Genomic DNA, 22376 nt, shown 5'->3' on the forward strand with positions numbered 1-22376 from the left:
TGACGCAGTGTTTTTTTCATTTGTAAAAGGGTATATAGGGGGTAAAAAGATAAAGCAGGTGTACATATGATGGATGTGATCGGAATTGGGATTGGGCCAGCAAATTTAGGATTGGCCGCTTTATTAGAGGAGTATGAAGATGTGACATGCTGTTTTTTTGAACAGGAAACCGAATTTGCTTGGCATCCTGGTATGCTCATCAAAGGAACGGACTTACAAGTTTCCTTTCTAGCGGACCTTGTGACAATGGCTAATCCAAGGAGCAAGTATACATTTTTAAATTATTTACATGAATCAAACAGGCTTCACCGATTTTATACATTTGAACAATTTGATATCCCCCGGAGAGAATTCAATGAGTATTTATCATGGGTTGCAGGTGAATTAGATAGCTGTCAGTTCGGGATGAAGGTGGAAGAAGTGACCGACTGTGAAGACGGGTATCTTGTAAAAGTTCGGCGGTTGAAAGATGGGGCGCTTTCTGAATATCGTGCAAAGCATGTCGTCCTTGGAACGGGAAGCAAGCCGATGGTCCCTGTCGATGTGCCAGAAGCTGCGTTGCCGCATGTGACCCATAGCAGCCGTTATGTAGATCAACAAAAAGAACTTCATGAAGCTGAAACGGTGGCGGTGATTGGTTCAGGTCAGAGTGCAGCTGAAATTTTCTTAGACCTGCTTCAGCATCAGAAGAAAGGACAGCAGCTTTCGTGGTTTACACGTTCAAGTGAATTTAAAGAACTAGAGACAGCGGAGCTTGGTCAGGAGCTATTTACACCTAAGTATGTTGAATATTTTCATTCCCTTCCTTATGAAGAACGAATGAACACATTGCCTAGACTGGCAGGATTAAGGAATGGCATAGATGCATCGACGCTTTCTCGTATTTATCAGGAATTGTACCATCGCTCCGTTTCAGGTGAAGAGCCTTCTGTACTCATTCAGCCAATGACTGAGCTTGAAGCGATACATATGGAGGATGAGCAGCAGTTAGAGCTGCATTTGAAACAATGGCAGCTCAAGAAAGAAAAGAAAATCACAGCCAATCATGTGGTATTGGCTACAGGATATACGCCTAATATTCCGGAATGGTTTAGCGCATATGAACCATTGATTGAATGGGAGAGCGATAAGCATTTTAAAGTGACAGACGACTTCAGGCTTGTGTTTAAAGACAAACGGTCTCATCATTTCTTTACATTCACGAACCTCGATCACTCTCATGGAACAGCGGCGACCAATTTAAAACTATCGATCTACCGCAATCAGAAAGTCATCCGAACCATTCGCGGGGATACGAAAGAACAAGTGAAGCAAGAAACAGCATTTCAGCAATTTGAATAGATATAAAAAAAGGGCCCCAGCACTGGGCCCTTTTCAATTAAATGGTTGTTTCTCTTTTTACTTTCGGTTTTTCAGTTTTCCATTTGAAGATTTTGTTTAGGATTTGATAGATACGCTTTGATTCTTTCGTCACTAGCGGTCCTAAAATCGCAAGGATTAATACATATAATGCAGCAAATGGCTTCAATGTAGCGGCAAGCCCGCCTGCAATCCCAAGTTCGGCTACAATGATGGAAAACTCTCCTCTTGATACGATGGTTAATCCAATATTAGAAGAAGCTTTATGAGAGAAACCGGCTCTTCTTCCAGCAAACATCCCGGCGGTGAAGTTCCCAATTAAGGTGAGAATGACAGCGCCGATCGCAAGCCAGAAGGCATCTCCTAATGTAAATGGATCAATACTCAATCCGAAGCTGAAGAAGAACATGGCGCCAAAGAAATCTCTAAAAGGAACAACGAGATGTTCAATGCGGTCTGAGTGCTCTGTTTCTGAAAACACAAGACCGAGTAAGAGAGCGCCAATGGCCTCTGCGACATGAATCGTCTCTGAAAAACCAGCCACGAAGAACAAAGCGGCAAAAATGACAATGATAAATACTTCATTTGAACGGATATCGAATAGTTTGTTTAATAGTTTTGGCAGCTTACGTGCGATGATAAAGAAAATCATCATGTAACCAAAAGCGATTAAAATAGATAATAAGGCACCGCCAACGGACGTGGCATCTCCAAGGACAAGACCGGATACGACAGATAAATAGACGGCGAGAAAAATATCCTCAAACATAATAATCCCAAGAATTAACTCTGTTTCAGGGTTCGCTGTCCGTTTTAAATCGACAAGGACTTTGGCGACAATGGCGCTGGATGAAATGGTGATAACGCCTGCCATAATGAGGACTTCAAGGAATCCAAAGCCTGTGATAAACCCATAAAGCAATCCTAAGCTAAAGTTGATCAAAATATAAATAGATCCGCCGACTGCAATGGATTTACCTGATTTTATGAGTTTGCCGACAGAGAACTCAAGCCCGAGGTAGAATAGAAGGAACAGGACACCCATTCTACCAAAAAACGAAATAATCTCGGTGCTCTCGATAAACTTCAAATCAATGATCCCGATGGTTGGTGCATGCGGACCAACAATCATCCCGAGGACAATGAGAAAAGGAATGATAGAAAATTTAATTTTATTGGCGATTAAGCTGGCAATGGCGATGAGAATAAGCGCCGTTCCAACTTCAAAGACTAAATGATCCATTCATCACTCTCCCCCTCTAGAAAGAAAATCACGTATCAATCGCTTCAAGTGTTTTCTTTCGCCTGAAATGACCATCGTATCATTTGCTTGAATTATCGAATCGGCACCGGGGTTGAGTAATTTTTCATTTGTATGTTTAATGATCGCAATGACGGTGACTTCATAATTTTGTCTCACATCTAAATCGCCGAGTGTATGTCCAACCGCTTTTGCGTCTTTTTCTACCTTAAACCATTCAATGATCAAATCATTGAACGCCATTTCAATCGTTTCAAGTGCTTGCGGCTTATACACCATACCGCCAATAATGGCAGCAATTTGCCGGGCTTCAGCATCATCGAGAGAAATGGTGGACAGTACTTCATCTGGATCTTCATCGTCGAAACGATAAATCTCCCGTCTGCCATCATCATGAATCACAATCGTCATCTTTTCTCTATTTCTCGTTTCAATTTCAAATTTCTTTCCAATCCCAGGAAGATCATTTTCTTTAATGTTCATTTTATCCCTCCGAATATGATAGGTTTTGTTTTTCATATAGTGAGTACGGATGAAATAAAATGAATCAGTCGAGGTAATTTGATTGGTACATAATGGGGATTGCACACTTCATTTCTAAAAAACATAAATCAATAGATAACGCTGTGGCTGGTGCAAGCTTTACAAGAAAAGCTTTTGAAGCGCCCATTGATAACCTCTGTTTTAACAGAAGAGATGATGCATGTTTTTTTGAAAATGGAGGTGTCTTCACAGCGTTGATTTCTTCATCATAAATCGATGGAGAAATCAGGCTTGGTGTGCTCGCTTCTGCTTGTGAAGCAAAAACGACATTTGAAAAGGGAGAAAACATGACGATGCAGTTAATCAATATACATATGGAACTTCTTATCAATCATTCTCCCCCTTTCATATGATGTTTTATTTCTTATTTTACTATATAAAAATATATTTCTCGTTTCAACAATTATGCTTATTTTAGTATCAGTTGATCTTGAAATTTTTTTGTGTAGAGGAAAAGGAATTACTTGATGGAAATTGAAGTAAGTCATGAGTTTGAAAAGAAAGAGGGGGAATGGATGATGACATATATCAATTGTCAGGTAGACGGGGATATTTTTGAAATCGTTTTCAATAGACCTGAAGCGTATAATTCGTTTCATGTTGACATGTTTGCTGAATTGAAGGAAGCGTGTGATACAGCGAGTGAGAGCAGTGCGAAAATTGTTGTTCTTAAGGGAATGGGCAAAGGGTTTTCAGCAGGCGGAGATATTGGCATGATGCTAAAGCAAGATCGTGAAGAAGATTTTCATCGCGTGATGGATTTGATCGAGGGAATTACACTTTCTTTAGCCAGTATGAAAAAAGTGACGATTGCACTTGTCCACGGGGCAGCGGCTGGTCTTGCTTTTAGCTTTGCCCTTAGCTGTGACTATTTGTTTATGCATCAAGATGCTAAACTTGCCATGAACTTTAATGGAATCGGGTTAATCCCAGATGGCGGAGGGCATTTTTTCCTCACCAAAAGAGTTAGTGAACAAACCGCTAAACAATTGATTTGGAGCGGACAAAAGCTACCGGCTGAAGAAGCGCTCAAGCTTCGCCTTGCGGACGGCGTGTTTCAAGATGAGGTGGATACGTATCAAAAAGCGTGCGTCAAGCCATTTTTAAATATGCCACTTCAAGCCTTTGTTGAAACAAAGATGATTTATTTTCAGCAGTCAGAATCACAGCTGTTAGCCGTTCTTCAAAAAGAGCGTGCTGCACAAGCTAGACTGAGACAAAGCCGTGATCATCAGGAGGGTGTTCAAGCGTTTTTGGAAAAAAGACGTCCTGTGTTTCATTAAATAGAAGAATGAATGGCCGGCGGATGCCGGCTTTTTTAACGTTCAAATAAAAGAAGTTTACCTGCATCATTTACGAGCCGGTGAGAATGCTTTGTGTATTGTTGTTCGATTAAACGATGACGTCCTAATTCTTTTGCTTTTTCATCACTATCTGTGGTGATTTTTTCGTTTAATAAGGTTTCACCTGACGAATCAAATACAGTCAAATAGTAGGTTTTCTCCATCTCTGATCTTCCCTTTCTTCTTGTTTTTTAATGAATTATACAAGGAGGAAGTTAAAACCTCTTTTTTCACCCCTGAAAATGTGTTTTTTAGAATGAGAGCGATAGAACGTGCATTCGTAAAAACGGCGTGATAAAATATGGACAACTACAGTAACGTACAAGGAGATAGACGTTTGACGAAGCTCACTTTTATTCATGCCGCAGATCTTCATTTAGATAGTCCGTTTGCGGGAATGTCCAATATACCGAACCGAATTTTTAAGAGGTTGAAAGAAAGTACATTTCAAAGTGCCAAGAACATGTTTGAACTTGCGATTGATCGAGAAGTAGACTTTATGCTGCTGAGCGGAGATATATTTGACGAATCGAATCGCAGCCTAAAAGCACAGCTTTTTTTAAGAAATCAGTTTCTTAAGCTACAATCACACGGGATTGAAGTGTTTATTATTTATGGTAATCATGATCATTTAGGTGGTGAATGGACACCAATTGAGTGGCCAGAGAATGTTCACGTTTTTTTGAGCAGTACGCCAAGTGAGCAAGCCTTTTATAGAGAAGGTCAGCTTGTGGCAAGTATTTACGGGTTCAGCTACAAAGATCGAGCTGTCCATGAAAATATGACACCTTATTATGAAAAAACAACAAATGCCCCCTATCATATTGCAATGCTTCACGGCACTTTAGCAGGTCAAGAAGGGCATGATGCGTATGCACCATTTCAGCTACAGCAGCTTCTAGCGCGGGATTTTGATTATTGGGCGCTTGGACATATTCATAAGCGGGCTCTTCTGCATGAAGACCCAATGGTGATCTATCCTGGAAACGTGCAAGGAAGACATATAAAAGAAACAGGAGAGAAAGGCTGTTATGTCGTTTACCTATCTGAAGATGCTCAAAGAGCGGAGTTTATGAGCTGTTCAGATGTCATCTTTGAGACATTGACAATAGATATCACACATACCGCTCATATGACCGATCTTGTAATACTTGTGGACAAAAAGATGAGTGAACTGAAAGAGAGAGGTGTTCCTCATTTTGTGAAAATCGAACTAACTGGCGATGCTCCTGCTTATATGGAGCTCACGCAGCTTGAAGTGCTTGAGGAGCTGATGGCTGTTCTTCATGAACAGGAGGAAGATGAAGACTTGTTCGTTTGGGTGATGTCGATTGTCTGCCGGACACATGAAGATGCCGTCTATCCAGAAGATTCTTTTTTGACAGAACTAACAGCAGAAATTGCCGAGTTTGATGCGTATGATGAGCTGCTTTCACCGATCAAGCGTCATCCAACCTATAGAAAGGCAGGAAGAGCTTTTACAAAAGAGGACGAGATCGATATTAAAGAAGAGGCACAAAGGCTGCTGGCAGAACAGCTGAAGCATTTATGAGAAAAGGAGAGGCATGATGAAAATACGTTCACTCCATATTGCGAATTTCGGGAAATTTTCCAATCAAACCTTCCACTTTTCTGATGACGGTTTTCAGTTAGTTTATGGCCTGAATGAATCGGGGAAAACGACATTGAAGGCGTTTATTGAATCGATGTTATTTGGTTTTTCTAAAAGCCATATGCATAAGCCAAAGCATGGCTCATTTTATGGCGGGTCTCTTACATGTTTTGATGAGGAATTAGGTGTGATTCATATTGAAAGAACATCTGATCATGGCGGCCAAGCTCAGGTGTTGCTGCCAAATGGTGAAGTGAAAGATGAAGCGTTTCTACATGCGATGTTAAAGGGAACAGATCGCAGATTATACCAATCAATCTATTCTTTTGACGTGTTTGGTCTGCAAAATGTACAAGCATTAAATCAAGATCAAATAGGGGAATTTCTACTCTTTTCAAGTTTGTTTGGCTCAGATGCGGCATCCAAAATGGACAGCAGGCTGCTAAAACAGCAGGAGCAGCTTTTTAAACCCAATGGACGTAAGCCTGAATTAAATCAGCAGCTTGATCATGTAAAAGAGCTGTCAGGTAAGTTGAAACAGGCCAAATTGGTAGAAAGTCGTTATACCGCAAAGAAAAAAGAACAAGCTGAATTAACCGAGAAGGTAGAAATGCTTCAGCATGAAATGAGACAGACTGAAGAAGAGATTCAGCTTTTGACTGAACATATTCGACTTTATCCTATGATAGAAAACAAGATAGAGTTAAAAAAAGATTTGGCTAGTTATCCAGAACGAGTCAAACGGTTTAGACCGGAAACTGCGCATGAACTTGATAAATTAGAATCACACCTTCACCCAAAAAAGGCGCAAGTGACGGCACTGAAACAAAAATTAGATCATTTGCAAACGTCGCTCACGCAAGTTCAGCCACTCTATGACAAGGATACGGTATTGGAGATGAAGCGAGTCATAGCTGAATCATCGGATGCTGAACTTTTGAAGAAACGCTTAGCAGAAGGGAAAACAGAGCAGAATTCTTTGAAACAAAAAATAGAAGAAGCATCAGCGAAGCTGAAGTGGCAGCGTCCAATCAAGCTTGACCAGCTGGATGATTCACTTGACTTTGAGTGGGAATTAAAAGAGGCTGTGAGCCAATACGTTCGTTTAATGGATAGGAAAACGCAGCTCGATGACCGGTTTGATCATGCAAGACATGAGCTGGAAGAAGCGGAAACCGCTCTAAAAGGTTTAAAGGAACAGCCCGTTAAACAGCAAGATGCAGAAGATGTCAGGGGCACAAGGGCTACAGTGAAACAGAATCATTCCAGAGTGTGGTTATTCCCGCTGATGTTCGTGCTATGTGCTGTCATTCTCACGGTCTTATTCGTTTTAGCAGAGAGCTGGGTGACGTTACTGTTTGCAGGATTTTCCGTTTTTGTCTTGATCGCTATTTATCCAGTGTTTAAACAGACTCAGATGAAGGAAGCAAACGACAGTAACGCCTATCATTCCTTTCAAGTTCAAACAGCTTCAGCTGAAACGCTAGTGAAGCAAAAGGAGCTTTTATACGAAAGAATGATACAGCAATATGAAGACTGGGAGCGGGAACTGGAACCTGTACAGCAACAAGTAGAAGATATGAGAAGGCAGCTGGGTTTGTCCTCAGAGCTCTCATTCCTTGTGGAAGCTTTCCATATCTTGAAACAATTAAAAGCGAATACAGCGGCATATGAGGCGCTTAAGAAGGAAATAGAGATGCTCACACAGCAGCAATCGACCTACGAGCAAAGAGTTTCAGCGCTCATGAGTCTCCTTCAAAGAAAAGAAGGGACCATTCAAGAGAATATCTCAGCCTTTCAAGAGATATTGAAAGATGAGGAAAAAAGAGAAAAAGAACGTCAGACATTGCACGTATCCATTCAACATGTAGAGCAGCAGCTGACAACATTAGAAGGAGAAGTTCAATATTATGAAAAACAAACGGACGAGCTTTTTCGAAAAGTAGAAGCAGCGTCAAAAGAAGATTATCATGTCCTATCTCATCTATCCAAAGAATACCGGGAGCGGCTGTACAATTTGCAGCAGCTGAACCAAGAGCTACACAAAAGCGGTTATATAGATGAGGAAGAGGTCATTGTCCGTAAAGGTTTACGCACCCTTGAGGAGCAGTGTGCACAAGCAAAAAGACATCTGAATGACATGCAAGAGAATGTGACGAATATGAAAAAACGCTTGGCAGAATTAGCAGTTGAAATACGCCAAATAGAAGCATCAGGTACAGTGTCTGATTTGACTCATCAGCTTGCTGTAGAGCAGGAGCAGGCAAAGCATCTAGCGAAAAAATGGGCGGCTATTCAGCTCGTTCGTTCCGTCATTCGAGAGAAACTCAATGAGCATAAAGAAACGAGGCTACCAGCACTCCTCCAAACAGCTTCCCGATTTATTCAGCCGTTAACGAATGATCGATATGAAGTGATTTTATTTTCTGCCGAAGATGACCGGCTGATTGTGAAACGGAGGGATGGACGCCTATTCCGCCCGGAGGAGCTTTCACAAGCAACATGTGAGCAAATTTATCTCTCGATTCGTTTTGCACTTGCTTTGTCCCACCAGCAAGATTGTCAGCTCCCATTTATGATGGATGACAGTTTCGTTCACTTTGATCATGTCCGTCTAGACAGGGTGCTGGAGCTGATGAGTGAACTCACTCGTTTTGAAACACAGCTGTTTTATTTCACTTGTCATCATTATATGAAACAAGCAGCGGAAGACGGGCAGATTACGAGCTTAGCAGTGGAATGATTGACAAATTATGACTTATGTTATACTTATATGAGCAGAAACATGGAAGGAGCATTTATTGAATGGCTAAAGGGATCATGACCTATGACGTCGGCGAACAAGTTGACCTGCATTTATTAATTAAATCATCTACTAAAGGGATTGCGAGTAATGGCAAACCATTTTTAACGTTAATTCTTCAAGATCAAAGTGGAGATATTGAGGCGAAGCTATGGGATGCAAAGCAGAATGATGAACTCACATATGCTGCGCAAACCATTGTGAAGGTAGTAGGTGATATTCATCATTATCGCGGAAGGAATCAGCTGAAGCTTAGGAATATACGTCCTGTTGCTGAAAACGAACAAATCCGCATTGATGATTTTCTAGAAACTGCTCCTATTCCAAAGCACGATATGATGGATACCATCATGCAATATATTTTTGATATGAAAAACCCTAATATTCAGCGTGTCACAAGACATTTGCTGAAGAAATATGGACAGGAATTCGCTGATTACCCAGCAGCTACGAAAAACCATCACGAGTTTGTTTCGGGTCTTGCCTATCATGTGGTATCGATGCTTCATTTAGCGAAATCCATTGTTGATCTATACCCATCACTAGATCGAGATCTTTTATATTCAGGGATCATTCTACATGATTTAGGGAAAGTCAAAGAGCTTTCGGGTCCTGTCTCCACCACATATACAGTAGAAGGGAACTTAATTGGCCACATTTCTATTATGGTGACAGAAATTGCGAAAGCCGCAGAGGAGCTTGGCATTGATTCTGAGGAAATTCTGATTCTGCAGCATTTAGTGCTGAGTCATCATGGAAAAGGGGAGTGGGGCAGTCCTAAACCACCAATGGTGAAGGAAGCCGAAATTCTCCACTATATAGATAATTTAGATGCAAAAATGAACATGATGGATCGTGCGCTTGAGCATGTGAAGCCAGGAGAATATACAGAGCGTATTTTTGCACTAGAGAATCGTTCGTTTTATAAACCAACCTTTCACAATGAATCCTCATGATAAAACGCCCGTTTGATGCGGGCGTTTTTTTTCATAACTTGTCTTCTTTTCGCATAAGCATGTAACACAAAGGAAGAGAGATTAGTCCTGAAAAAGGAGGCGAAGACAATGTTATTTTTTCCATGGTGGGTATATGCATGTATCATTGGTATTATCTTTTGTGCCTATAAATTAATGACGACAGCCAAAGAGGAGCAAGAGATTGATCAATCCTTTATTGAAAAAGAGGGAGAAATCTTTATCGAACGAATGGAGCAGGAGAGAGAGCGTAGACGTCAAGGACAGCAAATGAAACGATCCCAGGAAACGGCGAAGCATGAGGACCATTCGATTGCATAATCAATAAGAATAAAAAAACCCCTCTACAAGTTCATGTAGAGGGGTTTTTCGTTCATTATTGGTTTGGTGTTTGTTGTGTGGTTTGCTCAGATTTTTCTTTGAATGTATTTTCAAGTTCTTTATCTTTTACTTTCACATCAGCATCTTTCACCAATTTGTTTAAGATCGTTTGAATTTCATTGTTGTCTGCTTGTTTTTGATCAAGCAGTTCTTTTTTCAAGTCTGCTTTCATGTCATCGTATTTACCGCGTTCTTCGGTCTTTTTAATGATATGGTAACCAAATTGAGATTTTACTGGTTTGCTGATTTCATTTACTTTTAGTTTGAAGGCAGCTTTACTGAAGTTCTCATCCATTTGGCCTTCTTTTGCGAACCAGCCTACATCGCCGCCTTGTGCTGCTGAAGCAGTGTCAGTTGAATATTCAGATACAAGGTCATCCCACTTTTCGCCTTTATCTAATTTCTTTTCTACTTCATCTGCTGTTTTCTTGTCAGCAACTAAAATGTGGCTTGCGCGGATTTTTCCTTTTAGGTCATCGTAATACGCTTTTACTTCTTTGTCAGTGATTTTGATGTTAGCTTTGGCAGCCTTTTGAGTCAGCAGCTCATATTTTACTTGATCTTTGATGTAATCTTTTCCGAATTCATCTTGAAGTTGTTTTAAACGATCTTCACCAAGTGTCTTTTTATATTCTTCCAATTTCTTATCAATTTCTTTATCTGATACTTTGTATTTGTCAGCAAGAACCTTTTGTTGAACAAGTAGGTTTAAAGCATCTCCACCTGCTTGTTTCTTAAGTGTTGTGTAAAGCTCTTCTTTTGTGACATCTCCTGATTTTGTTGTTGCGATCACTTCTTTGTCACCGCTACTGCATGCGCCAAGAGTTAAAACACTTACTGCTGTTACAGCTGCTAAAGCCATTTTTTTCATTCAAAAAACACTCCTAATCTTTCCAATTTATTTATCATTGCTTGTATCATAACATATTGTGACATGCTGTAAAAAGAAATGCAAATGGGAGGGCATTCGTCTAGTCAAATTTTTGCGACCAACATACACATATATTGATCACAAAAAGGAGGCTGAATTATATGGGAGCAGGATATTCTAATGGGTTTGCTTTATTGGTCGTGCTATTCATTTTGCTGATCATCGTTGGTGCAGCATATCTTTATTAATTAAATCGCTGTGACAGAAAGGAGCCGTCCTGCCATGCGTGCGGGCGGTTCTTTTTTAAAACGATGACAAGTGCCTAAACGTTTTAAAATTTTCTGCATACACTGAGCTTAGAACAGAGGAAGAACTGGCAGGAGGTGTTTTCACATGGGAGGAGAAGTCTTTGCTGGCGGTTTTGCACTAGTCGTCGTGTTATTCATCTTATTGATCATTATCGGTGCATCTTGGATTTACTAATAGATCATCATACACAAAAAGCTGCCATCAAACAGGCAGCTTTTGCTTTGATCTTAAATAGATATGGTAATTTCAACAAATGATGAGATCAGTAAGATCAGTATCGATACATTGATAAAGCGAAACACCTTATCTTGCCGTTCTTCAGGAATCTCTCTGACAAGGCATAATGTATTAGTAAGCCTGTTTATTGAATACACAATAAACGCGGCAAAGACGATGAAGTAAAATAAAACTATCGGAGATCCCCCCTCTCTATGCTATTCCCATACTACATTACCAAATTTTTTATGAAAAAGATAGAAGTTGGCTTTAAAAACCTCATGATGAGGAAGTTGGGTCAACTAAAATATCAAACTCGTCTTGGGCTTGATCAATGATGCATGATTTTGGCGCTTTTAGCAGTTTCCAAGCAAATAAAAAGTCAGGCAAACAATAGCCTGCATGAATACTTGCGATCATGATAAAATAGTGTGCGTACATTGGAAATGCCATTCCTAAAACAAAGTAAACAGGTGAGATGACACAAAACGGGCTGAGCAGTGAGAAAAGCATCACTCTCTTAGGCACGCGCTGCCAGCAATTTCGTTTAAATAACGTCATTTTTTTCTTATGTTTCATGACTGGGATCAAGTGAACCAAGCGGTGGACAAGCAATGTCGCAAGTAAAAGCACGATAAAAAGCGGTGCATTGTGACTGCTGAGTCTCGTTTCAGGATGAGTCAGTTGAAAACATAAAAATGCCATAATGAAAAAAAATACAGTCAGACATATGGCTGAAATCATCATTCTCGTATAACCATAATCCTTTTCAAGATTAATGGTCTTCCAACAATTCATTTTTCATCCTTCCAATCTCAAAAAAAACTAATTGAATATCTCAAGATAATTTACTCTTCCTGAGGATAAAAATCAATGGTTTTCAAGAAAAAAAATAAATTGTTACATTCATATGGAATAAAGAGAGGAAACTTTGGGTTTTTCAAGAAAAAAAGACATAAGAGGGAGGTTCGTCTCTTTCGTCAATGAGTAATTTCGGCTAAAATAGAGTGACTAAGAGAAAGAGGGAACGTACATGAGTATTGAGGAACGAATGAGCCAGCTCGAATATTATATGGAACTGTTACTGACGGCGACAGATATGAGCCGTTATCCATATTATGCGCTATTGATCCGGCAGCGTGTATCGAAAGAAGAGGCAAAGGACATTGAGCGTATTTGTGCTGAGCTCTCAGATGAAATGGACAAGCAAAAAGCACAAGGCTACGTCATGTTTGACGATCTCCTTGCGCTGTTTGCGGGACAGTTAATTGAAAAGCTGGATGTTCATGAGACGATTTTTGCTTTGCATGATCAAGGGCTGTTTCAGCCGTTAATGAATGAATTTATAAAGATCATTAAACAATTTGATTTGCTTTAGCCGCTTTTTCCTCCGCTGAGTCTTCAAGTTCTTCAGGCTTTTTCGTGACTTTCCCACGCTCATTCAAAAAGTCCTTCTCAATGTTTGAAAACGATTTCTCAAAAATCTCCATGAAATCCTCACCATAAATGTTTCGGATAATACACATCATTTCTAAAATTTCAGGGAACTTTCCGTAAATGTCATGAAGCGGCTGTGCGCCTTTGACAATACCAGTTCGGGCTGGGTCGTAATCTTCGAGTAGTTTATGGAATGTCTCTTCGCCTTTTGGCGTTAGTTCAATATACGTATTGCGTTTATCGTTTAACTTTTTAGAAAATTTTAAAAATCCTCTTTCCTCTAATTTTTTAGAGAAGTTAAACGCCGTTGATACATGCATGACGCCAAACTTTGCAATTTCAGATATTGAAGCTCCTTTTAATTGATACGCAATCCACAAAATATGATGTTCATTGATATTTAGGTTATACGGTTTGATCCACTGCTGCCAGTCCTTTTCAATGGATTTCCAAAGAGCTTTGCTCAATTGGGCCATTCTTTGACTGAATAAAAGTGCTTCTTTTACATCGAAAGGCTGTTCCGAATGATTCATCCATTTCACCTACTTCTCTTTTTCTTGTAATTCTATTATGCCAATAAAATAAAGATTAATAAAGCTGAAAATTCAAGAATTTTTAAAAGTCATGAAAAACATTGACAAAATAACCTTTTTTCAACAAAAAAAGTGCGGGATACGCACCCCGCACACTTTTGTAAACGAATATTTTTTTGTGAGTATATTAGTTTTGTAAGGTTTTCTCCAGTTGTTTGAGCTTTTCCTCAATTTCCTGAATTTCCTTTTGTAAGTCTTGCTGATGAGGTTTGATTTCCTCGCGCCATTGCTGAATGGATGTTTGCAATTCAGTTCCGACCTCTTTAATGACCTCAGCACTTTCTTTTGCGGTTTCAACAATCTGCTCTTTTAAAGCTTGTCCATCTCTTTTTAATCTTGTCAGCGTATCTTCGAATTTGTCATAGCCGTCTTTCATCTTTCCGCGTACATCTCTGCCAGAAGAGGGAGTCGTCAGGAGCACTGCCGCACCTCCGAGGAGACCGCCTACAAATAATCCTGTTAATAAAGAACGTCCACTAGCCATTCCAATCACCTCTAGTCAAATTTTACACATTCGCATGTTCTCTCTGAGCTGACGATCAGCTTCATTGAACTTCCATACATAGCTTGCTTTATTTTAGCATACTTTTGAAGAAAAGGGAGGGGAGAAGGTTGTCTGTCTTTCTGTTCGTTTTTACGTGTATGTGTGTGATTTTCGCAGGTGGTTCTATTCATTATGTAAGGCAGCTTGGGTATGCAGGGTCTTATCCGCCAAAACATGTATTAAGACAAAAAGCAATTGTGTGTGCGGCAGGTGCAGGGATTTCGCTCTCCATTTTGCTGCTTACCCTTTTTCTTTTATAGAAGCATGAAAGCATGAAAAAAACCTCTTCATCTAATGAAGAGGTTCAGTTATTCGTTAAGCGACTTCAATCATTCTTGCGCGCTTTAATATGGACTGAGCAATCGGGAAGACAAATACCATAGCTATTGTATTGATCACAGTTGCTGGCAGGACAACACCTACAAGAAGTGCTGGTAACGCAGCCGGCAGTCCAGTAATCAGTAAAGCGGCAGATAGGAAAATCACGCCCGATACGACGGTCCCAACAGCGGTGAGTACAGCGGTCAGAACGACTTTGTTCTTGATCTTCTGGCAAGATAAGAAAAGGGCTAAGAAGATAAAGGCTGTCACCGGTTTATCAATCATATTTGGAATTTGTCCGCCTGGAAAACCTGTTGTCAAAGCGGAAATGACCCCAGTAACTAGGGCGATCACAACGACATGCTGTACCTTCGGAAAAAGGATGATGCTTAAAAACATCATGACCAGCATCATATCAGGTTTCATTCCGAAAAAGATGGGCGGGAAAATCGTATGCAAAACAGCTCCCATTGCTGCAAGCAATGACATAATCACTAATTCTTTTGTTTTCATTTCTATGCTCTCCTCTGCTAAGCTCTTAGAACTCTCCAATAATATGGCTGATCATTTATTGCAAGAGTCATGACTTTATATTTCTCGTTATTATAACAAATTTATTTCACGATAGAAAAGCCTTTTTACTCATTTTCTTGCTGGAACTTTTTCATAAAGTCCGCAAGCTTTTGGCAGTCTTCTATAGAGACGGCGTTGTAAATCGAGGCTCTGCATCCGCCAACAGAACGGTGGCCGGCGAGTCCAACCATTTGTTCTTGTTTTGCTTTCTCCACAAAGGATGCAGTGAGTGCATCATCACGCAGGGTAAACGTGACATTCATATGTGAACGGCTGTCAGCACGTGCATGTCCTTTGTAAAAACCGCCGCTTTGATCAATCGTATCATACAGAAGCGCTGCTTTTTGTTCATTGCGTTTTTCTGCTGCTTCTACGCCGCCCGCCTGTTTCACATGCTCCAGGACAAGGGATAGCATATAAATCGCAAAAGTCGGTGGTGTGTGATAAAGAGAATTGGCTTTGGCATGTGTTGAATATTTTAAAATTTTAGGTGTGAAGCTTTTTTCTTTCTCTAATAAACGTTTGCGCGCGATCACAATCGTGATACCAGAAGGCCCTAGATTTTTTTGTGCCCCGGCATAAATGAAATCAAATGAAGACACGTCTATTTTTTTGCTGAGAATATCACTGGACATGTCGGCAATAAGCGGGAGTGACGTGTTCGGGAACGTTTTCCACTGAGTACCGAAAATGGTATTGTTCGATGTGATGTGCAAGTAAGCACCGTCAGTTAAAACGGAAGCATCTACATCTGGAATATACGAATAGTTGTCGTCTTCACTTGAGGCAAACACTGATGTTTCACCAAACCCTTTTGCTTCTGACAAGGCTTTCTCTGACCAAGCACCTGTTTGGATGAAATGAGCCGTTTCGCCTTCATGTAAGAAGTTCATCGGAATCATTGCAAATTGAAGACTTGCCCCGCCTTGTAAAAAGAGGACCTCATAATCTTCTGGAATGTCCATCAATTCTACCAAGAGTGCTTTCGCTTTATTGTGGACTTCTTCATACTCACCGCTGCGATGAGAAAGTTCCATTACAGACATCCCGGTTTGTTTAAAATCAACAAGTTCTTTCTGTGCTTTTTGAAGCACTTCTAGCGGCAGCGCCGCCGGACCAGCATTAAAATTCGTCGTTCGCTTCATCACAATCTCTCCCTATTTCTCGCGTTAATGGATCAAAAGATAAAACCATCCTATCACAAATTTGAAGCATTTGGACAAAAAATTTGAATCGTCCTAAATATCTTACGATTCAGAGGATAAGCACAGAAAAGAAGTGAAAAAAAGAAAAACCTCATCAATTAAGATGAGGTAAGGCGCGTATGGATGGCAGAAGAAATGTCTTTTAAATCCTCTGATGTATATTGATCTTGGTGAGATTTCCATACGGCACCAAAGCCGTCGCCTTTGCCATAACGTGGAATGATGTGCATATGGTAATGGAACACAGATTGCCCGGCTTTTTCACCGTTGTTGTTCAGAAGGTTTAAACCAATTGGTTCAAATTCTTGCTTAATCGCTCTAGCAATTTTCGGAATCGCTTGGAAGTAATGATTAGACACTTCTGGTGTCATGTCATAAATGTTTTCTTTATGTATTTTCGGGATTACAAGGGTATGTCCTTTTGTTACTTGGCTAATATCAAGAAAAGCCAATACATGCTCGTCTTCATATACTTTTGCACATGGAATGTCTCCATCAATGATCTTGCAAAAAATGCAGTCGCTCACGCCATGTCACTCCTCATTATTTTTCCTTTATCGTATCACAAAAAGAAGCAAAAAAGAAAACAGGACAAGCGAACTCCTTTGGTCGCTCATCCTGCTCCTGCAGAAGAAATGCTGATGCTTTCATTTGATATGCCTTTTGAATTCTCTATTTACTGAAATAAAGAATTCATATGCCTGCTATTTCTGCCGTAAACACCTCATTTGACGTTTTGGTTCGTCGTATACATATTTGTATAGGACACAAAAATCAAGAATCAGTGAAGCAAAACAGAAGCTAAGGTTTTTAGATGAAAAACCAATTTGTCATGCGGTTATTGCCTTTAACAAACACCTCATTTACGTATTGGTCATCAAGTTCATTTCTTCTACATACATTATGATGACCAGTATGCCGATGTTTTATTCATGAGTTGGCTATAGGTAAACATTTCAAATTGTCTTTCGTTTTTGGTACTATAAAGGAAAAAAGAAAGAAAGGAACGAACTGATGTCCCTTCTAACTGTAAAAGATGTAACGGGTGGATATACAAAGAATCCCGTTCTGAAAAATATTTCATTTGAATTAGAAAGAAACCAAATCGTTGGTCTCATTGGCTTAAACGGGGCGGGAAAAAGTACAACCATTCGTCATATTATTGGATTAATGAAACCTCATAAAGGGGTCATTGAGCTAAACGGACGAACCCTTCAAGAAGATCAAGAGGCGTATCGTTCACAATTTACGTTTATTCCAGAGACACCTGTCTTATATGAAGAATTAACGTTAAAAGAGCATTTAGAGCTGACAGCGATGGCTTACGGCCTTTCAAAAGAACAATTAGAAGAACGTCTGCCGTCTTTGCTGAAGGAATTCCGAATGGAGAAGCGATTGAAATGGTTCCCTGCTCATTTTTCTAAAGGGATGAAGCAGAAGGTGATGATTATGTGTGCGTTTCTTGTGGAGCCAGAGTTGTATATTATTGATGAGCCGTTTTTAGGGCTTGATCCGCTTGCGATCAACGCACTATTAGAACGTATGAATGCGGCGAAACAAAATGGCGCAAGTGTTCTGATGTCAACGCATATTTTAGCCACAGCGGAACGTTATTGTGATTCCTTTATTATTTTGCATGAAGGGGAAATTAGAGCGAAAGGAACACTGACAGAACTAAGAGAACAGTTCAACATGAGAGATGCGACACTCGATGATCTTTATTTGGAATTAACAAAGGAAGAAAGCTATGAGTAAAACAACGCAAACCATTTGGAAATCTCGATTAGAAGAACACGTACAAGAAACAAGAAAATATTTAAAATATATGTTCAACGATCATCTTGTGATTGTGCTCATTTTTTTCCTTGCAGGCGGGGCGAGCTGGTACAGTAATTGGCTGAAGCATATTCCAGCTCACTTCCCATCCTATTGGGTCATGGCAGTTGTTTTCTCATTGGTACTGACTAGTTCTTACGTGCGAACGTTGATCAAAGAGGCAGATCTTGTGTTTATGCTTCCTTTGGAAGCTAAGATGGACCCTTATTTAAAACAAGCGTTTAACTTTAGCTTCATTTCTCAGTTATTTCCTTTGATTGCCGTGTCCATTATTGCACTTCCGCTATATTCGGCTGTCTCCACAGGCGATCTGATGCTATATGTGCTCATTTTGGCGCAAATGATCTTAATAAAAGGTCTGAATACAGCGATTCAGTGGAGAATCACTTATTTTCAAGGGAAACATGTCAGATGGATTGATGCAGTGATTCGTTTTCTGCTCAATACAATGTTAATGTATACCGTTTTACAAGCAGCTTATGCCATTGCCATTGTTTTTTATCTTTTATATGCTGTCTATCTCATTTATCTAACAAATGCAGTAAAAAAACAGCCCTTTCAATGGGAATTGCATATTTCTGATGAGTTAAAACGAAAACAGCGTTTTTACCGCTTGGCAAACTTATTTACGGATGTCCCTCATTTAAAGAAACAAGTGAAAAGAAGGGCGTATATGGACTGGGTCTTGCAGTTTGTCCCTTATGAACAGCGTAAAGCTTTTTCTTATATGTATGTGAGGGCGTTTTTACGTTCAAATGACTATTTTGGTCTTGTGTTTAGGTTAACGGTCGTGTTTGTGCTCATCCTCTTGTATACAGGTGCAGCAGGCTGGGTGGGGGCATTACTTGTCTTGTTTACAGTCTTTATCACAGGTGTACAGCTTGTCCCGTTAACAAAGCACTTTGCTCATCTGTCGTTACAGGCACTTTATCCTGTGTCTCAGCAAGAAAAAGATCGAAGCTTTTTTGTTCTCGTACGAAATGTACTCATCATCCAGTCAATTGTACTGAGCTCCGCCGTTTTTCCAGCAGGTGGATGGAAGGGAAGCGGACTTGCTCTTCTCATTTCATTGGTATTTGTGCTTGTCCTATTCAAGCCTTACGTACAAAGCAGATTAAAAAAGACGAGATAAGCGGAGATTTGTTTTTTACAGCGAGCGTATGATGTCACCAAGGAGGGAACTGGGATGAATGCAGCTGAACGGGAACTGTATGAAGAGGCCATTTTTTTTCAAATGCGTTTTTTAAGAAAACCATCCAAGATCGAGCGGTTTTCAAAAGGCGTTCAGCAGCAAGTGAATCGCCGAATCCCTGCTCGATTTCATCAAGTCATCACAAGTGCGGTGAAAACAATGGTTGAATCCACCGTATCAGGAAGCCATTTTACTTCATTTACAGTCATTGATGAACAATTGTCTATTGTAGAGCGAAATGAGCTGGCAAAGGAAAAGGTGACATATTATCAAAAGGCCGCTGCGATTGAAGGAATTGGCACAGGTGCGGGTGGATTGTTTCTCGGAATGGCGGATTTCCCTCTCCTTTTGAGTATTAAAATGAAATGTCTATATGAGCTTGCTTGTATATATGGATTTGATTTGTCTCAAAAAGAGGAAAGGCTCTTTTTGCTTTGTATTTTTCAACTCGCCTTTTCAAGCAGTGCACACCGCCAAAAAATGATGAAACTCATTGAAGAATGGGAAACAACCCGGGAAGAAATGGATTGGTATAGCTTTCAGCAGGAATATCGAGATTATATTGACCTTGTGAAGCTGTTTCAATTAATGCCTGTGGTCGGTGCCGCTGTTGGTGGGGTGGCAAATCATCAGCTGACAGGACAGCTTGGTGAAGTCGCACGCCATGTGTTTCACTTGAGAGTGTTGAAAGAATCGAAGAAATAGAAAAGCCGCTGGTGGCAGCGGCTTTTTTTTTATTCATCGTAGGAAAGGACGGCATGAGCGAGTACCTTTGCTGCGACAGGCATTGCGTTTTCGTTAATATCAAATTTCGGATGGTGATGTGGATACACATCTTGGCTGTTTTCTGGCATAGCGCCTGTGTAGAAGAAAGTACCAGGAACATGCTGAAGGTAGTAAGCAAAGTCTTCTCCGCCCATTTGAGTTTCGGCTTCTTTTACTTCTGTGACTCCTTCTGTCTGTTTGGCTATTTCTGCTATATATTCAGTTGGTGCAGGGTGATTTTTGACTGCAGGATAGCCTCTTACATATTCATAAGTGTAAGAGGCATCGTGCATGTGGCAGACACCTTTCACCACCTGTTCAATTTCACGTTCAATGATATGGCGTGCACTCTCTTCAAAGGAACGTGCAGTACCTGTTAGCACGGCCGAATCTGCAATGACGTTAAAGGCATTTTCAGCGACAAATCCCCCTACAGATACCACCGCAGAATCAATCGGGTTGACTTTACGGGCCACGACCTGCTGAAGATTGGCTACAATTTGTGAACCGATGAGTACGGCATCTTTCGTCAGGTGCGGCTGTGCGCCATGTCCGCCTTTACCTTGCACTTGAATAGAGAAACGATCGGCGGCTGCCATAAAGTTCCCGCTTTTATAAAGAACAGTGCCGCATGGCTCTGAGGACCAAAGGTGGGTGCCGAAAATGACGTCAACACCATCTAAACAGCCATCTTCAATCATTGGTTTCGCACCGCCGGGGGCATATTCTTCAGCGTGTTGATGTATGAGGACGATTTTTCCTTTTAATTGATCTCGGTGCTCATGTAAGATCTTCGCTAAGACGAGAAGTGTTGCTGTGTGGCCATCGTGACCGCATGCGTGCATGACACCAGGTTTTGTTGAACGGTAAGGTACATCCTTTTCATCATGAATGGGAAGTGCATCAAAATCAGCTCTCAGTGCAATGGTCGGTCCAGGGGAAGCTCCTTCAATAAAAGCGAGTACACCATGTCCGCCTACATGTGTGCGTGTTGGGATATGTAATCTGTCATAATATTGAGCGATGTAAGCAGCGGTTTCCTCTTCCTGAAAAGAAAGTTCTGGATTCATATGGAGATGGCGTCTAATTTCAACCATTTCCTCATAATGTTCATCAAGACGTTCATTGATCCTTTTGTGTAAAGTGGATACTGTCATTGATCCGAAAACCTCCTTTAGGCTCTTTTACTGATTGTATGGTAATTGTTAGAATCTTTCAACAGAAGAGGATGTCGAGAATGACAGAAAAGGTCATTTTACATAAAAGTCGAAGGTTAAGTATGAAGCTTGAAAAAGGGGGAGTGGCATTGGGAAGCTGTCCAAATTGTTCAAAAGCATTTTCTTTCGTCGAAAAATTTCATTTATCGCATACGAGAATGATGCTTTGTCCAAGCTGTCGGCATCAAATCAAAGAAACGTTCGTTTCGAAGATGAGCTTTTTGATGATTTGTTTGATTCCACTGTTGGTACTACTTATTCAGATGAAAGGTGCTTCACCTATGCTCAAATGGCCAATCTTATTAGGGTGGATCTTGCTGAATTTTTATGTGCTTCAGCCAATCATTCATCGGTACGAGCTTAGAGATAAGCGTTGAAAGCCCAGCAGAAGGGCTTTTTTTTATGAAAAAAAGAAGTGCGAAAAGCAGCACTTCCTTAATGGTCTACGACGGCATGATAGGATGTCAGATAGGCAGGACGAGAGAAGATGGAGCCAGTATCCTCGTGTGGCTGAAAGAATGCTTCTGACTCTTGAAAGTCTTGAAATAAGTCTTCAGATTCCCAAAGGGTCAATATCAAGTACACTTCTTCATCTTTTTTTGGTCTTAACACACGAAGCGCCTGAAAGCCGCGCTGGTGCTCTGACATGTTTGTTTTTTTCTGAAAGGTGGATTCAAAAAGCGCTCTGCTTTCGAGCTTTACAGGGATATGATTCAGCGTGACAAAGCCAGATTGGACGAGCTCACCTTTTGTATAAATCACATCATAGGCATGGGGTGCTTTAAAGACTGTCTCACCCTCCGTTTCATGAAAAAGAGCCGCTTGTTCCTTACCGACCGTATAAAGCAGATTTTCAAGATGATGTTTTTTTGCGATTTTTTGCAAAAAGTCTGCTGTTCCATATGTAATATAGAAATTCATCTAAACCGCCTCCTGCTTGATAGTATAACAAAAGAATGATATATAATTCTTTGGTAGTCAATCCATAAAACATATTATGAAGCAATACATCCCATACTAT

27 protein-coding genes are annotated in these 22376 nt (G+C 40.4%); 13 read left to right on the plus strand and 14 right to left on the minus strand.

Annotated features, from left to right (window positions below; translation table 11 throughout):
* The first annotated feature begins 66 nt into the window (after positions 1-66).
* Positions 67-1341 (plus strand): SidA/IucD/PvdA family monooxygenase, encoded by a 1275-nt coding sequence (locus NSQ70_RS04975; RefSeq protein ID WP_256689148.1) that lies wholly within the window; start codon positions 67-69, stop codon positions 1339-1341.
* A gap of 37 nt (positions 1342-1378) precedes the next feature.
* On the opposite strand, the gene NSQ70_RS04980 is transcribed toward NSQ70_RS04975, so the two are convergent.
* From NSQ70_RS04980 to NSQ70_RS04990, 3 genes are all read right to left on the minus strand, one after another.
* Complete coding sequence (locus NSQ70_RS04980; RefSeq protein WP_007497140.1) at positions 1379-2602, minus strand: cation:proton antiporter; 1224 nt, start codon at positions 2600-2602, stop codon at positions 1379-1381.
* A 3-nt stretch (positions 2603-2605) separates the two neighbouring features.
* Complete coding sequence (locus NSQ70_RS04985; protein ID WP_017366937.1) at positions 2606-3103, minus strand: cation:proton antiporter regulatory subunit; 498 nt, start codon at positions 3101-3103, stop codon at positions 2606-2608.
* Positions 3104-3167: 64 nt separating this feature from the next.
* Positions 3168-3494, minus strand: a complete 327-nt coding sequence (locus NSQ70_RS04990) for a potassium:proton antiporter (RefSeq protein ID WP_342502492.1) — start codon at positions 3492-3494, stop codon at positions 3168-3170.
* Positions 3495-3630: 136 nt separating this feature from the next.
* Here NSQ70_RS04990 and NSQ70_RS04995 point away from each other — a divergent pair, with 136 nt between their 5' ends.
* A complete protein-coding gene (locus NSQ70_RS04995) occupies positions 3631-4446 on the plus strand; it encodes an enoyl-CoA hydratase (protein WP_080673864.1) in 816 nt (271 codons plus the stop codon).
* Between the two features lie 35 nt (positions 4447-4481).
* On the opposite strand, the gene NSQ70_RS05000 is transcribed toward NSQ70_RS04995, so the two are convergent.
* Positions 4482-4670 (minus strand): YhzD family protein, encoded by a 189-nt coding sequence (locus NSQ70_RS05000; protein ID WP_024719988.1) that lies wholly within the window; start codon positions 4668-4670, stop codon positions 4482-4484.
* 173 nt (positions 4671-4843) lie between these two features.
* Between NSQ70_RS05000 and NSQ70_RS05005 the strand changes: the two genes are divergently transcribed.
* From NSQ70_RS05005 to NSQ70_RS05020, 4 genes are all read left to right on the plus strand, one after another.
* Complete coding sequence (locus NSQ70_RS05005; protein ID WP_138278353.1) at positions 4844-6058, plus strand: DNA repair exonuclease; 1215 nt, start codon at positions 4844-4846, stop codon at positions 6056-6058.
* A gap of 16 nt (positions 6059-6074) precedes the next feature.
* Positions 6075-8861, plus strand: a complete 2787-nt coding sequence (locus NSQ70_RS05010; protein WP_342502493.1) for an AAA family ATPase — start codon at positions 6075-6077, stop codon at positions 8859-8861.
* A 62-nt stretch (positions 8862-8923) separates the two neighbouring features.
* Complete coding sequence (gene yhaM / locus NSQ70_RS05015; protein ID WP_007497151.1) at positions 8924-9877, plus strand: 3'-5' exoribonuclease YhaM; 954 nt, start codon at positions 8924-8926, stop codon at positions 9875-9877.
* A gap of 108 nt (positions 9878-9985) precedes the next feature.
* Positions 9986-10216: a sporulation YhaL family protein gene (locus NSQ70_RS05020; protein WP_017360318.1), complete on the plus strand. Its 231-nt coding sequence runs from the start codon at positions 9986-9988 to the stop codon at positions 10214-10216.
* 55 nt (positions 10217-10271) lie between these two features.
* On the opposite strand, the gene NSQ70_RS05025 is transcribed toward NSQ70_RS05020, so the two are convergent.
* Positions 10272-11147: a peptidylprolyl isomerase gene (locus NSQ70_RS05025; protein ID WP_024719991.1), complete on the minus strand. Its 876-nt coding sequence runs from the start codon at positions 11145-11147 to the stop codon at positions 10272-10274.
* Positions 11148-11308: 161 nt separating this feature from the next.
* On the opposite strand from NSQ70_RS05025, the gene NSQ70_RS05030 reads away from it, so the two are divergent.
* Together NSQ70_RS05030 and NSQ70_RS05035 are read left to right on the plus strand one after the other, a co-directional pair.
* A complete protein-coding gene (locus NSQ70_RS05030) occupies positions 11309-11395 on the plus strand; it encodes a YjcZ family sporulation protein (protein WP_008361129.1) in 87 nt (28 codons plus the stop codon).
* A 145-nt stretch (positions 11396-11540) separates the two neighbouring features.
* Complete coding sequence (locus tag NSQ70_RS05035) at positions 11541-11630, plus strand: YjcZ family sporulation protein (RefSeq protein ID WP_034647786.1); 90 nt, start codon at positions 11541-11543, stop codon at positions 11628-11630.
* A 53-nt stretch (positions 11631-11683) separates the two neighbouring features.
* Here the strand turns inward: NSQ70_RS05035 and NSQ70_RS05040 are convergent, their stop codons facing one another.
* Complete coding sequence (locus NSQ70_RS05040; RefSeq protein ID WP_072368131.1) at positions 11684-11869, minus strand: hypothetical protein; 186 nt, start codon at positions 11867-11869, stop codon at positions 11684-11686.
* A gap of 82 nt (positions 11870-11951) precedes the next feature.
* A complete protein-coding gene (locus NSQ70_RS05045; RefSeq protein ID WP_024719992.1) occupies positions 11952-12470 on the minus strand; it encodes a DUF3267 domain-containing protein in 519 nt (172 codons plus the stop codon).
* A gap of 235 nt (positions 12471-12705) precedes the next feature.
* Between NSQ70_RS05045 and NSQ70_RS05050 the strand changes: the two genes are divergently transcribed.
* A complete protein-coding gene (locus NSQ70_RS05050) occupies positions 12706-13050 on the plus strand; it encodes a YhaI family protein (protein ID WP_007497157.1) in 345 nt (114 codons plus the stop codon).
* Here NSQ70_RS05050 and NSQ70_RS05055 read toward each other — a convergent pair.
* Together NSQ70_RS05055 and NSQ70_RS05060 are read right to left on the minus strand one after the other, a co-directional pair.
* The gene (locus NSQ70_RS05055; protein ID WP_008348891.1) at positions 13028-13642 is read right to left on the minus strand and encodes an HTH-type transcriptional regulator Hpr; all 615 of its coding nucleotides are present in this window, start codon (positions 13640-13642) and stop codon (positions 13028-13030) included. The two genes, NSQ70_RS05050 and NSQ70_RS05055, sit on opposite strands and share 23 nt — an antisense overlap.
* A gap of 187 nt (positions 13643-13829) precedes the next feature.
* A complete protein-coding gene (locus NSQ70_RS05060; RefSeq protein ID WP_007497160.1) occupies positions 13830-14186 on the minus strand; it encodes a YtxH domain-containing protein in 357 nt (118 codons plus the stop codon).
* Between the two features lie 128 nt (positions 14187-14314).
* On the opposite strand from NSQ70_RS05060, the gene NSQ70_RS05065 reads away from it, so the two are divergent.
* Positions 14315-14506, plus strand: coding sequence for a hypothetical protein (locus NSQ70_RS05065; protein WP_008348888.1), 192 nt, complete (start codon positions 14315-14317; stop codon positions 14504-14506).
* A 55-nt stretch (positions 14507-14561) separates the two neighbouring features.
* Here the strand turns inward: NSQ70_RS05065 and NSQ70_RS05070 are convergent, their stop codons facing one another.
* The 3 genes from NSQ70_RS05070 to NSQ70_RS05080 all read right to left on the minus strand — a co-directional run bounded on the left by NSQ70_RS05070 (position 14562) and on the right by NSQ70_RS05080 (position 16872).
* Entirely contained in the window at positions 14562-15080 is a 519-nt protein-coding gene (locus tag NSQ70_RS05070; RefSeq protein WP_008348886.1) for a tryptophan transporter, read from the minus strand.
* A gap of 125 nt (positions 15081-15205) precedes the next feature.
* The gene (gene serC / locus NSQ70_RS05075; RefSeq protein ID WP_047946606.1) at positions 15206-16285 is read right to left on the minus strand and encodes a 3-phosphoserine/phosphohydroxythreonine transaminase; all 1080 of its coding nucleotides are present in this window, start codon (positions 16283-16285) and stop codon (positions 15206-15208) included.
* Positions 16286-16443: 158 nt separating this feature from the next.
* Positions 16444-16872: an HIT family protein gene (locus tag NSQ70_RS05080; protein ID WP_008348883.1), complete on the minus strand. Its 429-nt coding sequence runs from the start codon at positions 16870-16872 to the stop codon at positions 16444-16446.
* Between the two features lie 487 nt (positions 16873-17359).
* On the opposite strand from NSQ70_RS05080, the gene NSQ70_RS05085 reads away from it, so the two are divergent.
* Genes NSQ70_RS05085 through NSQ70_RS05095 form a run of 3 tightly spaced genes read left to right on the plus strand, consistent with a single transcriptional unit; the run spans position 17360 to position 20078 of the window.
* The gene (locus NSQ70_RS05085; RefSeq protein WP_008348877.1) at positions 17360-18100 is read left to right on the plus strand and encodes an ABC transporter ATP-binding protein; all 741 of its coding nucleotides are present in this window, start codon (positions 17360-17362) and stop codon (positions 18098-18100) included.
* Entirely contained in the window at positions 18093-19313 is a 1221-nt protein-coding gene (locus tag NSQ70_RS05090) for an ABC transporter permease (protein ID WP_268450152.1), read from the plus strand. The genes NSQ70_RS05085 and NSQ70_RS05090 overlap by 8 nt, the downstream gene beginning before the upstream one ends.
* Before the next feature lie 54 nt (positions 19314-19367).
* Complete coding sequence (locus NSQ70_RS05095; protein WP_212360665.1) at positions 19368-20078, plus strand: EcsC family protein; 711 nt, start codon at positions 19368-19370, stop codon at positions 20076-20078.
* A 29-nt stretch (positions 20079-20107) separates the two neighbouring features.
* On the opposite strand, the gene NSQ70_RS05100 is transcribed toward NSQ70_RS05095, so the two are convergent.
* Positions 20108-21295 carry a M20 family metallopeptidase gene (locus tag NSQ70_RS05100; protein ID WP_008348870.1) on the minus strand — a complete coding sequence of 396 codons (1188 nt, stop codon included), beginning with the start codon at positions 21293-21295 and terminating at the stop codon, positions 20108-20110.
* A gap of 495 nt (positions 21296-21790) precedes the next feature.
* Positions 21791-22276 carry an antibiotic biosynthesis monooxygenase gene (locus NSQ70_RS05105; RefSeq protein WP_047947069.1) on the minus strand — a complete coding sequence of 162 codons (486 nt, stop codon included), beginning with the start codon at positions 22274-22276 and terminating at the stop codon, positions 21791-21793.
* Positions 22277-22376: the final 100 nt, after the last annotated feature.

Source organism: Bacillus sp. FSL R5-0397, assembly GCF_038593395.1.
In the GTDB taxonomy this organism is placed as follows: domain Bacteria; phylum Bacillota; class Bacilli; order Bacillales; family Bacillaceae; genus Bacillus; species Bacillus altitudinis.

Excerpts from the sequence above, each read along its gene's own strand:
- NSQ70_RS04975 (WP_256689148.1), top strand. The coding sequence starts at position 67 with ATGATGGATGTGATCGGAATTGGGATTGGGCCAGCAAATTTAGGATTG.
- NSQ70_RS04980 (WP_007497140.1), bottom strand. The coding sequence starts at position 2,602 with ATGGATCATTTAGTCTTTGAAGTTGGAACGGCGCTTATTCTCATCGCC.
- NSQ70_RS04985 (WP_017366937.1), bottom strand. The coding sequence starts at position 3,103 with ATGAACATTAAAGAAAATGATCTTCCTGGGATTGGAAAGAAATTTGAA.
- NSQ70_RS04995 (WP_080673864.1), top strand. The coding sequence starts at position 3,631 with ATGGAAATTGAAGTAAGTCATGAGTTTGAAAAGAAAGAGGGGGAATGG.
- NSQ70_RS05000 (WP_024719988.1), bottom strand. The coding sequence starts at position 4,670 with ATGGAGAAAACCTACTATTTGACTGTATTTGATTCGTCAGGTGAAACC.
- NSQ70_RS05010 (WP_342502493.1), top strand. The coding sequence starts at position 6,075 with ATGAAAATACGTTCACTCCATATTGCGAATTTCGGGAAATTTTCCAAT.
- yhaM (WP_007497151.1), top strand. The coding sequence starts at position 8,924 with ATGGCTAAAGGGATCATGACCTATGACGTCGGCGAACAAGTTGACCTG.
- NSQ70_RS05020 (WP_017360318.1), top strand. The coding sequence starts at position 9,986 with ATGTTATTTTTTCCATGGTGGGTATATGCATGTATCATTGGTATTATC.
- NSQ70_RS05025 (WP_024719991.1), bottom strand. The coding sequence starts at position 11,147 with ATGAAAAAAATGGCTTTAGCAGCTGTAACAGCAGTAAGTGTTTTAACT.
- NSQ70_RS05030 (WP_008361129.1), top strand. The coding sequence starts at position 11,309 with ATGGGAGCAGGATATTCTAATGGGTTTGCTTTATTGGTCGTGCTATTC.
- NSQ70_RS05035 (WP_034647786.1), top strand. The coding sequence starts at position 11,541 with ATGGGAGGAGAAGTCTTTGCTGGCGGTTTTGCACTAGTCGTCGTGTTA.
- NSQ70_RS05045 (WP_024719992.1), bottom strand. The coding sequence starts at position 12,470 with ATGAATTGTTGGAAGACCATTAATCTTGAAAAGGATTATGGTTATACG.
- NSQ70_RS05050 (WP_007497157.1), top strand. The coding sequence starts at position 12,706 with ATGAGTATTGAGGAACGAATGAGCCAGCTCGAATATTATATGGAACTG.
- NSQ70_RS05055 (WP_008348891.1), bottom strand. The coding sequence starts at position 13,642 with ATGAATCATTCGGAACAGCCTTTCGATGTAAAAGAAGCACTTTTATTC.
- NSQ70_RS05060 (WP_007497160.1), bottom strand. The coding sequence starts at position 14,186 with ATGGCTAGTGGACGTTCTTTATTAACAGGATTATTTGTAGGCGGTCTC.
- NSQ70_RS05070 (WP_008348886.1), bottom strand. The coding sequence starts at position 15,080 with ATGAAAACAAAAGAATTAGTGATTATGTCATTGCTTGCAGCAATGGGA.
- serC (WP_047946606.1), bottom strand. The coding sequence starts at position 16,285 with ATGAAGCGAACGACGAATTTTAATGCTGGTCCGGCGGCGCTGCCGCTA.
- NSQ70_RS05085 (WP_008348877.1), top strand. The coding sequence starts at position 17,360 with ATGTCCCTTCTAACTGTAAAAGATGTAACGGGTGGATATACAAAGAAT.
- NSQ70_RS05090 (WP_268450152.1), top strand. The coding sequence starts at position 18,093 with ATGAGTAAAACAACGCAAACCATTTGGAAATCTCGATTAGAAGAACAC.
- NSQ70_RS05095 (WP_212360665.1), top strand. The coding sequence starts at position 19,368 with ATGAATGCAGCTGAACGGGAACTGTATGAAGAGGCCATTTTTTTTCAA.
- NSQ70_RS05100 (WP_008348870.1), bottom strand. The coding sequence starts at position 21,295 with ATGACAGTATCCACTTTACACAAAAGGATCAATGAACGTCTTGATGAA.
- NSQ70_RS05105 (WP_047947069.1), bottom strand. The coding sequence starts at position 22,276 with ATGAATTTCTATATTACATATGGAACAGCAGACTTTTTGCAAAAAATC.